Raw genomic sequence first — 13,545 nt, 5'->3', positions numbered from 1 at the left:
AGAGACTTAGCCAGTATAATATCAATATTCAAAAAAAGATGGTTTAAATCCATTTATGCAACGAGTACTTTCGCTACTAATTACAACCTTTTTCTTTTCGTTCTTTTGGTCATGTTCATCCATGAGTGAAAAACCCTGGACAGCTTTGGTTCCTTCTGAAGCGAGCTTCTTAATTATTCCCAAAGAAGGTGTAACAATTTCATCTATTGCTGAAACAAGGTACGCATCTATTATTGATGATATGACTGCAAGTTCCGCTCAACAAATTTCTAATTTTGATCCGGAGATCCTTTCTAAGATTTCACTTAAAGGGGTTGCTATGTTTCCTTCTAAATCTACAGAGTCAGAACTTATCTGGATCATTAATTCTCAAGAACCTATTGATGATTGGGTAAAGAAGTTCTACAAACCACTTTCTCAAAATTATTATACCATCAAAGGGAATACGATCCATAAAATAGAAACGGACAACAGTCCTGTTTTCTATGCTTCTCAGATTCATAATTGGATAGTTTTTTCATCCTCGAGTTTGGCTGTTGAGTCTTCAATAAGATCATATCTTGGAGCATCTCCTTCTATGAGTATTCCAAACGATGCTTATCCGGGACAGCTTATAATGAATACGCCAAAACTCGATTCCTGGGTAGAACAATTCGTAAATGTGGGTTATCGCCCATCTGTCCATCGATCGTTTTCCGGTTCAAATTCTGCTTCATTGGTGTTTAGTAATTCGGGAGATTCACTTAATTCCCGGATAAACCTTTCCGGGAAAATCATGTTGTCAGACACATCCCGTTCTGCTCTCATAGGCGCACTTTCTTCAAAAAATGCACCGATCGAACTGGACCGTTTTATTGCAGGAAATGCCGCATCTTTTGCATTATTTCGTCTCCCCCCAAAAGTTATACCCAGAAAACCCGACACTCGACTTACAGATCTTGATAAGTTTCTTTTGAATTCCAACTCGTTTTATTCAGAGTTGGCTTCGACTATCGACGACCCTTTTGCCGTAGAAACTTTCTCAGAATCCGGACTTGTTTCTAATGGAGAGTTTCTTTTCATGCGCAAATTAAAGAATGTTAGAGTTTTTCAGCAGAAGTTGGAAGAACTCCGTCAGCAAGAATTGATCTCCAAAATCGGTGATTCCTATTTTGTAAGCAGCACTGTGCTGTCTGAATTGATAGGTTCTGAACTTAGTCCTTTTATTGATTTCTATATTTCATTCTCAAGAGATGTAGCAGTGATTTCAAACCGAAGAGGTCTTTCAGAAAGTGTAGAATCTGATCGGGCTCGACGCAGAGTTATTTATTACAACGATGATTATTCTGCTATTCGAAAAGATCTCCCGTCCGAAATTAGTGGATTTGTATGGGTGGAATCTTCAGAGTTTCAACGCTTTATAGAACCTTTTTTACTTCCAGAAAATGCTGCCACAGGTTTACTCAATCAATTTGATCTGGCATATGTTACTATGGAGAGATTGAATCAATCTTCAGTAGATTTTTCTTTAGGTACTAAAAATAAAGAAGGTTCTACACAGCCTTATCAAGAGCTTTGGGTAACATCACTTTCTAATAGTGATCTAACAGGGGCGCCAATTCTCGGAGATATAGTTGGGAGCTCCGGTGATGAAATAATCTATGCAACAGAAAATGGAAATGTTGTTGCTGTTGCAGGTGATGGCACTATTGTACTCCAAACCTCCACCAATGGCAGTATTCCGGTCGGGAGCCCTGTCTTATACGACTGGTACGGAAACAACCAGCCTGTTATTATGCTTGGAGCCGGAACTAAGATATTCGCATGGAATCAGAGTGGTACGCTCCTTCCGAAATTTCCGATAGAATTAAATCAGCAAATAACTGCTCCAATCGTAGTAACCGATGTTCGAAGAAATGGCATTCCTGAAGTAATTGCTGCAACTGAAGACCGATTGATTCATGTCATTGACGGAAGAGGCGAAAATGTGTCCGGTTGGCCTAAATCTGTAAACACAGCTGTAACATCAAAACCTGTTTTTGCACAAGTGGATGGAACATGGTCTGTTTGGGCTTTCTCTCAAAATATTCTACACAGCTGGTTGCGCAATGGGGCTGTAAGACCCGGATATCCTCAATTTGTTAATGCCGGTTTTAATGGATCCCCAATGATCTATGAAAGTTCTGTTTACGGAGCCGGATCCGATGGAAACTTTTATTCTATAGGGAAAAATCCAAGCTTCAGTGATTCTCTAGGAACTTTTGTGCGGATGGATTCCATTTCTGTAAAATCTCTTTATGTAACCAACAATGAATTACTTTCTGTTGGAGCCTCGGAAAACGTACTCTTAAGAGACAGTACTGATTTTTTCAGAGAAGACTTACTTCTTGCACAAAGTAGAAATGGTTCTGTTTTTGGTTTTAATCTTCTTGGAGAGCTGAGATTAACTGAGAATCTTGGACAACCCGCTTCGAATACTTTTCAGCCAATGTTGATTGATATTGATAATGATAAGAATGAAAACATGTTGGCACTGGCGGAATTTGGACGCCTTTTTGCCTGGGATGTACTTACAGGTGATCGTTTTTACGATTTACCTACTTCCGGGATGAAATATCCTATAATTACTGACCTGAATGGAGATGGTCAAAAAGAACTAATTGCACAGACAAGAGAAGGTTTGCGGTGTTGGACCATTTTGAGGACTAATTAGCGATTAAGAATGAAAGATTCTTTCCTTCTAGTAAATAATATCTGCAAGCGCTTCTTCCAATTCTTCGAATCGAAATTCAAAACCTGTAACCTGTAGTTTTTTGGGTTGCATTCTGATACTTCCTGTAATTGGCTGAGCAGCCTCTCCCAAAACTATATCAAGGGCAAATTTGGGCACTCTGAAAAATGATGGTCTGTTCATTACATCTCCTAATGTTTCGGCAACTTCATTCATTGTTGCGGGATTTGGTGAACAAACATTATATGCCCCTTCCAGTTTTTCATTTTCAATCGGGAATACCAAGGCCTTTACAAGATCAGATCGATGGATCCAACTCATATATTGTTTTCCATCTCCTATTGGACCACCAACAAAGAATTTAAACGGTGGGATCATTTTCTCTAATGCTCCACCTCCTTCTTCAAGAACAATTCCTATTCTTGGATTTACAACACGAACTCCGATTTCTCCGGCTTTTTGTGATTCTTCTTCCCAATCTTTACAAACACTTGCGAGAAAATCATTCGCAGCTTCAAACTCTTCTGACAATACCGTGTCACCCTGATCTCCGTAAATTCCCGATGCTGATGCTGAAATAAAAACTGACGGTTTTTTCTCTGCTGACCTCATTGATTCTACCAAAGATCGTGTAGAGTCAATCCGGCTGTTATAGATACTTTCTTTTACTTGCTCATTCCAACGTTGACCAAAAAGATTTTCGCCCGCAAGATTAATAACTGCATCAGCATTTTCCATTTCTGAAACCAGATCATCATCCCAACTAACAAACCGTTGATTAGAAGCTGATTCATCTTCATACTTTTTTGGGTTTCTTGTAATGATCACAAGATTATTCCCGGCTTTTAAAAGCGTCTCTCTAAGCTCTTTACCAATAAACCCGGTTCCACCGGTAATCAGGATATTCATTTTCTACAAAATCTAAATTTGTCTGTCTTTCTTTTTCTTGACAAGCTTTTTTAAGAATTTTTAGTTCATTTGTAAGTTCGTCTTAGCTAAAGAATTATTTGAGAATAAGTATTTTCAAAGCCGGAAACCATTTGAGAAGCATTAACTCTACTCATTATTTTACTCACAACATAGTTGATTCCGACACAGAGCGTCCGGGACCAGGAGGATTTAATCGGTTACCAATTAAGAATGCCACAATTGTCACATTCTTAATTGACTAATTCTTAATTGAAATCTCTTCTATAGTTTCCTCAAAAGCATTCAAAGTAAGTTCTATATCATCATCGCTAAGTGCATTGGATAAGAAGAAAGCTTCGAACGGTGATGGAGGTAGATACACACCTCTTTTCAGCATACCATGAAATATCTTGCTGAATAATTCTTTGTCTGTTCTGTTAGCATCAGCAAATGAAGTCACAGGTCCTTCGCAGTAGAATAAACCGATCATGGAACCCACTCTGTTTGCTGAAAATGTAATTCCGTGAGCTTCCAGGGTTTTGGTCATCCCTTCTGCAATTCGGGCCGATTTTCTTTCCAGATCTTCATATACATCAGGATTATTCTTCAGCTTATTCAACATGGTCAAACCTGCAGCCATCGCTAATGGATTTCCTGAAAGCGTTCCCGCCTGATAAACCGGTCCGGTTGGAGCAACGTATTCCATGATCTCCTTCTTTCCACCATAAGCACCAACAGGAAGCCCTGCACCGATGATCTTTCCATAAGTAACAAGATCGGCAGTCACTCCATACACTTTTTGAGCTCCTTCGAAATCAACACGAAATCCGGTCATCACTTCATCGAAGATCAGCACTATGTTATGTTCGTCACTTAATGCTCTTAAGTCTTGTAGAAATCCATTCACCGGAGGAATACATCCCATATTTCCGGCAACAGGCTCTAAAATGATCGCTGCGATATCATCACTATTTGCTTCAACTAATTCTTTTACGGAGTTGATATCGTTGTAGTCAGCATTCAATGTATCTTTTGCCGTTCCTTCAGTTACGCCCGGACTACTTGGTTGTCCCATAGTTAAAGCGCCGCTTCCTGCTTCGATCAGAAAAGAATCTCCGTGACCGTGATAGCAACCCTTAAATTTGATGATCTTATTCTTATCCGTAAACCCTCTGGCAACGCGGATGGCGCTCATAGTGGCTTCCGTTCCGGAATTTACCATTCTGATCTTATCAATTCCCTGAACGGAACTTGTGATCAGTTCTGCCATTTCAACTTCCAACTTAGTTGGGGCACCAAAAGAAGTTGATCCCAAGGCAGTTTCACGAACAGCATCTACAATATCAGGATCAGCATGACCGAGGAGCATTGGTCCCCACGAACCGATAAAATCTATGTATTTGTTTCCGTCCTCATCAAAAAGATAAGCACCTTCTGCGCGCTTTATAAAAACCGGAGATCCGCCTACACTATTAAATGCCCGAACGGGAGAATTCACTCCACCAGGAATTACTTTCTGTGCTCGTTCGAATAATGCTTTGCTGTTGGTGTTTTCCATGGGTAAATATATACTCTGTTTTCATTAAAGCGTATGCGATACGCTCCTACTTTTCAAAATTATCTGTTGATGATCTTTGCGGCTTCTTTAGCAAAATAGGTCGCTATCAGATCGGCTCCGGCTCGTTTAAACGCCAATAGTGATTCCATCATCGTTTCTTCTTCGTTCAGCCAGCCTTGCTTTGCTGCTGCTTTTATCATCGCATATTCTCCGGAAACATTATAGACTGAAACAGGGATATTGAAATTATCTGATACTGCTTTTACTACATCCAGATAAGGCATTCCCGGTTTTACCATCACGATATCTGCTCCTTCTTCTATGTCCTGTTCCACTTCACGAAGTGCTTCTTGCAGATTTGCAGGATTCATCTGGTAGGTTTTCTTATCTCCGAAACCCGGTGCGGAATCCAATGCATCTCTGAATGGTCCATAAAAAGAAGATGCGTATTTTGCACTGTACGCCATTATTCCGGTGTTTAAGAATCCGGCTTTATCCAATGCTTTTCGTATTTCTCCAATTCTTCCGTCCATCATATCAGATGGAGCCACCATATCAGCGCCGGCTTTTGCATGACTTACAGACATTTTTGCTAAAACTTCTACGGTTTCATCATTCAGAATTTCTCCGTCTTCAACAATTCCATCATGACCGTATGAAGAATATGGATCCAAAGCGATATCTGTCATTATAAAAAACTCAGGATGAGATTCTTTGATGAAACGAATGCTTTCCTGCATCAATCCCGAATCATTCAGTGCTTCCGTTCCTTTGTTACCTTTTTTCTCATCAGGAACTTTCACAAACAATAAAACCGACCTGATTCCAACTTCTGCTAACTCGTCCAGCTCGGGTTGTAACCTATCAAGTGAATAGCGGAAATAATCGGGCATGCTTTCGATCTCTTCTTTCACTCCATTTCCTTCAACAATAAATAACGGAGCTATAAAATCTACCGGACTCAGTGAATTCTCCTCAACCATCGCTCTGATGGCAGGATTTGTTCTAAGTCGTCTAAGTCGTGTATTTGGAAAACTCATATTTGATCTTCTAAATTTTTTAAAACTTCAGTCCAATATAATATTCTTGCTATTTCTTTCACCAAGTCATTCCTGAGAAGGCAGGAATCTGGATCTCACATGTGAAGCACATCCAGATTCCAGACATGCGCCGCGGAATGACTACTTGCTCAGCCAATCAACAGGGTTTTTCAGTCGTTCCAATAATCGTTCTTCTTCTGAACCTTCTTCGGGAGTGAAATTATAATCCCAACGCACTCTTGGCGGTAAACTCATCAGGATAGATTCAATACGTCCTTTTGTTTTAAGACCAAAAAGTGTACCTCTGTCGTGAATCAAATTGAATTCCACATATCGGCCACGTCGTATTTCCTGCCAATATCGCTGATCCTCAGTAAATTCCATATCTTTTCTTCGCTTCAGGATCGAAAGATAAGCATCCGTAAAACCGAACCCTGCTGTTTTAGCAAACTCAAATAGATCATGAGACGACATCTCTTCCGTCGGACGCATATAATCAAAAAAGATCCCGCCGATTCCTCTGGATTCTTCTCTGTGATGATTCAGAAAGTAGTTATCACACTCTTCTTTGAATTTAGGATAGAAACTCTCATCAAATTGATCACAAATATCTTTATGTGTTTTATGAAAGTGAACAGCGTCTTCATCAAACAAATAGTAAGGAGTCATATCAGCTCCCCCGCCAAACCAAAGATCTTTCAGCGTCTCAGATTCACGATCGTACAGTTCAAAGTATCTGTAATTAGCATGTACCGTTGGAGCAAATGGGTTTTGAGGATGCAGAACCAATGAAATTCCGGAAGCAAAAAAACTGGCTTCATCCACTTCAAACTTTTCCTGTAGTGCTTTGGGAAGCTCTCCGCCCACAACGGAATAATTTACTCCTCCTTTCTCAATTACTGCACCATCGCTTATAACTCTGGTGCTTCCATATCCAAATCCGTCTCTGGTCCAGTCATCAATTTGAAATTTAGCTGTTCCATCGATGGCTTCCACTTTTTCGCAGATGTGCTCCTGAACATCAGAAACAAATTTAATGAACTCCTCTTTTTTTGAAACCAAATTGCTCATTATGATCTGTAATTTTTCACTGCGTCTACAAATGCTTTTGCGTTTTCAACAGGAACATTTGGAAGTATTCCGTGGCCAAGATTTGCAACATAATGTTGAGGACCGAATCTGTTGATCATTTCAGTCGCTTCTCTTTGAATGACTTCAGGATCACACAGCAATTTTGAAGGATCGAAGTTCCCTTGAACTACTATTCCATTGGCAAACTCACGAGCTTTTTCAGGAGTGCATCCCCAGCCGATTCCCAGCCCGGTTACATTAAGTTCGCTGAACTCAGAGTACGCCCATTCCGCATCTTTACAAAACATGATCAACGGAACGCCATAATCTTCTGCTGCAATAGCCTTCAAACATGGAAGCGCGTATTCCTTGAAATCATCCGGTCCTAAAGCAGCTGCCCAGGATTCAAATATCTGTAATGCCTGCGCTCCCGCTTTTACCTGCTGATGAAGATAGTTGATCGTTATTTTTGTCATCATTTCCAGTAGCTTTTTCCCTGCTTTTGGCTGTGAAAACAAAAATGATTTTGCTGTAGAAAAAGTTTTAGAACCCTGACCTTCAACCAAATAACAGAACAATGTCCACGGAGCACCAGCAAATCCTATCAGCGGAACTCTGCCGTCTAATTCCTTCCGTGTTAAAGTCAGTGCATCGTACACGTAGCTAAGTTGTTCTTCCGCAGGAATGATCTTTATCTGCTCAACTCGTTCTGCAGTACGAACCGGATCCGGTAAATATGGTCCGAATCCAGGCTTTAGTTGTACTTCAATATCCAGACATTCGATCAGTACCAGAATATCCGAAAACAAAATTGCAGCGTCTGTCCCAACAATATCGATTGGCTGAATGGTAATTTCACTTGCCAATTCAGGAGTTTTTACTCTTTCAAAAAAGCTGTACTTCTCCTTTATAGCCATGTATTCCGGCAAATATCTTCCAGCCTGACGCATCATCCAAACCGGAGGTCTGGGAGTTTCCTTTCCGGCTAAAGTATCCAGAAATAAAGTGTTTTTAAGTTCGGGAAATGACATTCTTATATTTTTGATTTATAGTTTCCACCAGATCAGCAAATGTGAAATTATCCGGCGTAACAATTAGTCGTTCGTATGATTTTTTAACGGCTTCCGCTGTAGTGCTTCCGATGCAAAATACCGTTTTCAATTTTTTTGGATCATTGGTTTTACAGAAGGAATTAAATGCGCTTGGGCTTAAAAAAACCACCGCGTCAAACTCTGAAAGATCTACAGTTGTTGGTGTTAATAAAGTCTCATAGACTTCGAGCTTTTTAACCAAACATCCTTCCTTTTGTAATAGATCCCCAAGTTCTGAATCGCTCAAGTTCCCGCAAAAATGGATCACATTCTTTACCGGATGTTTCGCAATTTCATGAGCTAAACTTTCTGTTGTAAAATTTTTAGGAACCAAAGCCTTAATTCCAAGTTCGTCTAACTTTTCTGAAGTTGACGAACCCACTGCAAAAACGAATTCCGGGATTTCCAGCTCTTCCAGCTTTTTGCCTACCGATTTTACTGCTTTTTTACTCGTAAACACCCAAGCATCAGATTTTATCTCTTTGACTTTTTCTGTATCAAAGTCCTTTATCTGAACATCTATGAAAGGAATATGAGCGAACTCGAATTTAGCGCGCTTTAATTCATCAAGGTGTTTCGCTTTGATTTTATGTGTAAAAAGGATCTTTGGCATGGCATCTGATCTCAGTTACCATTAAGAAGATCAGCTGCACCTTCGTTGATTACTTTTTTTGCGAATTCTGCTCCCAGAGTTTCATTCGCATTTCTTAATTCGATCTCTTCCTGAATATCCACCCTTTGCTTTCCATCAACGGACAAAACTGCTCCTTTAAAAAACAGTGTATCGCCTTTCACTTCAGCTAAAGCTCCTACAGGTGATGAACAACCTGCATCTAGTGTCCTTAAAAACGCTCGTTCTATATCTACACAAATTCTGGTGTTGTCATCATTCAGCACAGATACAATTTCAGAATATTTAAAGTCTTCTTTAGAAACTATACCTATCGCTCCTTGAGAAGGCGCAGATATCATCCACGGTAATTCTTTGCTGATTCTCTCACCTAATCCCAACCTTTCCAAACCGGCGTGAGCAAAAATAGCTCCATCCCAACCAAGAGTATCAACTTTATTTAATCTTGTGGGCACATTTCCACGAAGATCAACAACTTCATCTTCAGGATATTTGTTCTTCCAGAATGCTGATCTTCTTATACTTCCGGTAGCAATGGTTCTAGACGCATTTCCCTTCTCGTAGTTCAATGGCTCAACAAGTACATCAATAGGATTTGCTCTTTCAAGCACTGCGTTTAGCTGTAATCCATCTTCAAAAATTGTTGGAACATCCTTTAGTGAATGCACTGCGAGATCTATTTTACCATCTAATAAAGCGTCATCCAGTGCTTTTGTGAATACACCTTTGTCGCCCAGTTTATGAAGTGGGAGATCTTGTTCCTTGTCACCAAACGATTCTATCTCAACAAGCTCGGTTTGAACATCGAGGGCGTTTAGTTTTTTAGCAACCAGATTTGATTGCCAAAGTGCAAGCTTACTTCTGCGTGTGCCTATTTTAAGCTTCATTTCGAAGCTCCTCTAATTCATTCTCAATTCGATTGATATGAATCGCCATTACTTTTTTCTTGATCCGTCCCGTAAGTTTTTCGATGACCTCAAAAGCTTCTCCATCTACTTTATTTTTGATGCGATCTAGTTCGTGGTCTGTAATGGAACTCAAGTGATGATCGATCTCTTTGATCCTTGGTAGAATGTAATTATTTCGCTCGATCGAATGTTCATATTGATCTAATTCCTTGGCAATAATTTTTTCTACCGCAGGAATTGACTTCTTACGATTCTCAATCGCTTCTTTATTTGCGAGATGTATAGAATCCATATCAACCAAAGTTACATTCTCTATTTGAGAAACACTTTCTTCTACATTTCTCGGCACACTCAGGTCAAATATTAAACGCGCTTTTCCATCTTCAGGAAAATGCTCTTTTTTCAGGATCGGGGAAGTCGCACCTGTTGCAGTTATGATCAGATCCGAATTTGCAACTACAGATTCCAGTTCATCAAAAGTGTGAGCTTTTATATCGAATGAGGAGGCCAGACTTTGAGCCCGCTCGATGGTTCTGTTGATCACCGAAATATGCTCAGCTCCGTTTGAGACCAGGTTTTTACAGGTCACTTTACCCATCTTCCCTGCGCCCAGCAACAAAATATTGACATTGCTCAGGTCTTTGAAATGATCTAATGCTAATTGAGTGGCAACGAATCCAACCGAAGCCATTCCTCTACCAAAATCAGTTTCAGTACGCACTCTTTTATGAGCTTTAAAAACGGATTGCATCAACTGGTGGAATTCACCTGAAAGATTCTTTTTAGATTCTTTGTAAGCTTTTTTTAGTTGTTGGATAATCTGAACATCACCAAGAACTTGTGAATCCATACCAACTCCCACTTTAAACAAGTGCTGATATGCTTCTTCTTCAGAATAGCTGTATCCGTGTTTGCTGAAAAAGTCGGCATCTGTATTTGTAGCCTTACATAATGCTGAAACGAGCACATCGGGATCGCAAAACGCATAAAGCTCTGTTCGATTACAGGTATCCAGAATAATGACACCACCCGGAATATTTCTGGTATTGAACTCCAGAAATTCACGTCTTTGTTTATCAATAAAGAATAACTCACGAATAGAAACCTCACTTTTCCAGTGAGAAATACCTATTGCTGAAAATCTCATATTTGCTTAAAAAATAGTTTGGACCAAATTCACGCTAAAATAAGACCTGAATGTGAAGATTATATGAATTCAGATAAATTTTTCGCTCCGTCCACACAGTCAGAGACAGAAACTCCCCAACGGAAATTTCCTCCGATATAAAACCCTTCATTTTCTTGCTGAAATCGGTCCATTGATTCCTCTACTGATGCAAAGCCTACATGAAATTGAGGAATAGCTTTTTTCCATAATTTTGAAAAAACCATTTCAGCATCGCCTTTCACATTCATGATTGCTGAAAACTCTTCAATAACTTCCTTCTCAATATCACTGATATCCTGATTGATCACTTTTATATCGTGTGAACCACCTGTCATCAGGTTTACATGCACATATTCGTCTTCTGTTTGGTCAGGGAAGATGTTTGATTTCCAAATCGCGCCAAGTAATCGGATGTTTTCTCTTCTCGGAACCAATAACCCAAATCCGTTTTCAGGCAGATTCAGATCTTCTTTTTTAAACACCAGTTGGGTTGAAAGCATCGGTGAATAGTCGATTTCTAACAAACTGTTTTCCAATTTCTGATCATCTATTTTCAATACTTCTTTCAAAACATAGGCGGGAAGACAGCTTACAACCTTATCAAAAATATATTCGTGATCAGCGGTAGTTACTTTGAAGTTTCTTTGCTGAACATGAAGGCTTTTTACTTCTTCATGAAGAATTGAATTTTCAAAACGTTCGGTTAGCTTATCGGTTAATTGTTGAACTCCCTTTTTGAAAGAGATCATTTTAGGTTTAAAAGATGATTTCTTTTTTCGGGATTTAAGAAATCCTTTGCTGATCGAACCATATTCCTGTTCAAAATCAGACAGTTTACCGATCAATTTATTTTTGCTGAGCGAATAAATATCACCTGCATAAATTCCGGAGAAAAAAGGATCCGCAAGATAATCGACAGCTTCCTTACCGATTCGTCTTTCCAGAAAAGAACCGATACTTTCGTCGGCATCAGAGTTCAATGATTTCCTGATTGGCTCGGAAAAAAGCTCTTTCTTCCCTTTCCAACTAAGCACATCAGAAAACAGAAAAGAAATCGGATTCTGCTTTATCTTTTTCAGTTCTCCGTTCTTAACGATAAATCTGGTTTTTGAACCTTCAGACATAGAAAGTACTTCGTCTTCAAGACTCAGATCTGCAATCATTTCAGAAACAGATCCTGTTTTATCACGAATGGTGTTAGGTCCAAAATCAAAAACAGAATATTGATTTGAAACAGATCGAATTACACCACCCGTATCTTTCTGAGCTTCAAAAAGAGTTACTTCAAAGCCTTTCTTTTTCAAATACCAGGCTGCTGACAAACCTGAAATACCTCCTCCAAGTACTGCAATAGTATTTGAGGAAGAAGTACTCATTTAAACGCGTTCTAACTCAGGAGCTATTTCCAGAGCTTTTCTGCTCCAGTCTTCAAGAGCATCGATCCAAAGATCGTTGTCATTGATACACGGAATCAAAACCAGATCTTCTCCACCGGCTTCAATAAAATCTTCCTTTCCTCTGATACCGATCTCTTCCAAAGTTTCAATACAATCCGATACAAAAGCCGGACAAACTACTGCTACTTTCTTCTTTCCTTCTTTTCCAAGACGTTCAAGCTCTTTGTCGGTAGCCGGTAACAACCACGGATCAACTCCTAACTTTGATTGAAAAGCCGTGCTGTACCTTGACTCATCCAGATCCAGATATCCAACAACCTGTTTTGTGGTCATAAGGTCCTGATGCCGATAGCAAAACTGATGAGCCGGTGAACTTACTTCACAACAGTTTTCGCATTTCAGGCAGTGATCTCCGGTGATATCTCTCTTCTTAATGTGACGCTCAGGCACTCCGTGATAAGAAAAAAGTATATGGTCAATATCGTCAGTGATATACGGCTTCATGCTTTCCGCCAACGCTTTGATGTATTTCGGATCGTTGAAGAATGGATCTTTTATTACCGTGTGTAAGTGAGGAAACTTAGCCAGAATAACATCTTTGGTTTTTTCAATCACTGTTTCAAACGTTGCCATCGCGTATTGCGGATACAGCGGAACTAAAAATACGGTTTCAAGTTCAGGATTTTGCTTTAGAAGATCTTCAATCCCTGCCTCGATAGATGGATTCCCGTATCTCATTCCGATACTAACGGGAATATCATCGCCCAATCTTTGCTTCAGTTTTGCTTCCACCTGCTCAGTGATAACGATCAACGGAGAACCGTCTTCCCACCAGATCAACTCATAAGCTTCTCCTGATTCTTTCGGTCGTTTGGGGAGAATAAATCCTTCTACGATCATCTTTCTGATAATTTCGGGAGCATCAATTACCCTCTTATCCATCAAAAATTCTCTCAGATAAACCTTAACATCTTCGGGTTCAAAACTATCCGGAGAACCCAGATTCACTAAAAATATTCCTGTCTTTGATTTAGCCATGCCTGAAATTTTATCTACTTTATG

11 protein-coding genes are annotated in these 13,545 nt (G+C 39.7%); 1 reads left to right on the top strand and 10 read right to left on the bottom strand.

From position 1 onward, the window contains the following. The first annotated feature begins 55 nt into the window (after nucleotides 1-55). Nucleotides 56-2,692, top strand: a complete 2,637-nt coding sequence (locus tag A8B79_RS04980; RefSeq protein WP_066218816.1) for a hypothetical protein — start codon at nucleotides 56-58, stop codon at nucleotides 2,690-2,692. 27 nt (nucleotides 2,693-2,719) lie between these two features. Here the strand turns inward: A8B79_RS04980 and A8B79_RS04975 are convergent, their stop codons facing one another. The 10 genes from A8B79_RS04975 to hemH all read right to left on the bottom strand — a co-directional run bounded on the left by A8B79_RS04975 (nucleotide 2,720) and on the right by hemH (nucleotide 13,521). Beyond that, on the bottom strand, nucleotides 2,720-3,619 hold the full coding sequence (locus tag A8B79_RS04975) for a TIGR01777 family oxidoreductase (protein WP_066218813.1): 900 nt from the start codon (nucleotides 3,617-3,619) through the stop codon (nucleotides 2,720-2,722). Between the two features lie 259 nt (nucleotides 3,620-3,878). Further along, complete coding sequence (gene hemL / locus A8B79_RS04970; RefSeq protein WP_066218809.1) at nucleotides 3,879-5,177, bottom strand: glutamate-1-semialdehyde 2,1-aminomutase; 1,299 nt, start codon at nucleotides 5,175-5,177, stop codon at nucleotides 3,879-3,881. A 59-nt stretch (nucleotides 5,178-5,236) separates the two neighbouring features. Then, nucleotides 5,237-6,217 (bottom strand): porphobilinogen synthase, encoded by a 981-nt coding sequence (gene hemB, locus A8B79_RS04965; protein WP_066218806.1) that lies wholly within the window; start codon nucleotides 6,215-6,217, stop codon nucleotides 5,237-5,239. 141 nt (nucleotides 6,218-6,358) lie between these two features. Further along, on the bottom strand, nucleotides 6,359-7,288 hold the full coding sequence (hemF, locus tag A8B79_RS04960) for an oxygen-dependent coproporphyrinogen oxidase (RefSeq protein WP_066218803.1): 930 nt from the start codon (nucleotides 7,286-7,288) through the stop codon (nucleotides 6,359-6,361). Beyond that, nucleotides 7,288-8,319, bottom strand: a complete 1,032-nt coding sequence (gene hemE / locus A8B79_RS04955; protein ID WP_066218800.1) for a uroporphyrinogen decarboxylase — start codon at nucleotides 8,317-8,319, stop codon at nucleotides 7,288-7,290. Before hemE ends, hemF begins: the two co-directional genes overlap by 1 nt. Continuing rightward, the gene (locus A8B79_RS04950) at nucleotides 8,300-8,992 is read right to left on the bottom strand and encodes a uroporphyrinogen-III synthase (RefSeq protein ID WP_066218797.1); all 693 of its coding nucleotides are present in this window, start codon (nucleotides 8,990-8,992) and stop codon (nucleotides 8,300-8,302) included. The genes hemE and A8B79_RS04950 overlap by 20 nt, the downstream gene beginning before the upstream one ends. A gap of 11 nt (nucleotides 8,993-9,003) precedes the next feature. Then, nucleotides 9,004-9,897, bottom strand: a complete 894-nt coding sequence (hemC, locus tag A8B79_RS04945; RefSeq protein WP_066218795.1) for a hydroxymethylbilane synthase — start codon at nucleotides 9,895-9,897, stop codon at nucleotides 9,004-9,006. After that, nucleotides 9,887-11,065 carry a glutamyl-tRNA reductase gene (gene hemA, locus A8B79_RS04940; protein WP_066218792.1) on the bottom strand — a complete coding sequence of 393 codons (1,179 nt, stop codon included), beginning with the start codon at nucleotides 11,063-11,065 and terminating at the stop codon, nucleotides 9,887-9,889. Before hemA ends, hemC begins: the two co-directional genes overlap by 11 nt. 59 nt (nucleotides 11,066-11,124) lie before the next feature. Then, nucleotides 11,125-12,462, bottom strand: coding sequence for a protoporphyrinogen oxidase (gene hemG / locus A8B79_RS04935; RefSeq protein ID WP_066218789.1), 1,338 nt, complete (start codon nucleotides 12,460-12,462; stop codon nucleotides 11,125-11,127). Continuing rightward, complete coding sequence (gene hemH / locus A8B79_RS04930; protein WP_066218786.1) at nucleotides 12,463-13,521, bottom strand: ferrochelatase; 1,059 nt, start codon at nucleotides 13,519-13,521, stop codon at nucleotides 12,463-12,465. Nucleotides 13,522-13,545 lie beyond the last annotated feature (24 nt).

The sequence above is a fragment of the Balneola sp. EhC07 genome (assembly GCF_001650905.1).
Taxonomy (GTDB): Bacteria; Bacteroidota; Rhodothermia; order Balneolales; family Balneolaceae; genus Balneola.
Note: the sequence above shows the minus strand (reverse complement) of the source record. Positions and strands in the feature narration are given on the sequence as shown.

Bases quoted from the DNA above. Each gene is read 5' to 3' on its own strand.
- A8B79_RS04980 (WP_066218816.1), top strand. From the start codon at position 56: ATGCAACGAGTACTTTCGCTACTAATTACAACCTTTTTCTTTTCGTTC.
- A8B79_RS04975 (WP_066218813.1), bottom strand. From the start codon at position 3,619: ATGAATATCCTGATTACCGGTGGAACCGGGTTTATTGGTAAAGAGCTT.
- hemL (WP_066218809.1), bottom strand. From the start codon at position 5,177: ATGGAAAACACCAACAGCAAAGCATTATTCGAACGAGCACAGAAAGTA.
- hemB (WP_066218806.1), bottom strand. From the start codon at position 6,217: ATGAGTTTTCCAAATACACGACTTAGACGACTTAGAACAAATCCTGCC.
- hemF (WP_066218803.1), bottom strand. From the start codon at position 7,288: ATGAGCAATTTGGTTTCAAAAAAAGAGGAGTTCATTAAATTTGTTTCT.
- hemE (WP_066218800.1), bottom strand. From the start codon at position 8,319: ATGTCATTTCCCGAACTTAAAAACACTTTATTTCTGGATACTTTAGCC.
- A8B79_RS04950 (WP_066218797.1), bottom strand. From the start codon at position 8,992: ATGCCAAAGATCCTTTTTACACATAAAATCAAAGCGAAACACCTTGAT.
- hemC (WP_066218795.1), bottom strand. From the start codon at position 9,897: ATGAAGCTTAAAATAGGCACACGCAGAAGTAAGCTTGCACTTTGGCAA.
- hemA (WP_066218792.1), bottom strand. From the start codon at position 11,065: ATGAGATTTTCAGCAATAGGTATTTCTCACTGGAAAAGTGAGGTTTCT.
- hemG (WP_066218789.1), bottom strand. From the start codon at position 12,462: ATGAGTACTTCTTCCTCAAATACTATTGCAGTACTTGGAGGAGGTATT.
- hemH (WP_066218786.1), bottom strand. From the start codon at position 13,521: ATGGCTAAATCAAAGACAGGAATATTTTTAGTGAATCTGGGTTCTCCG.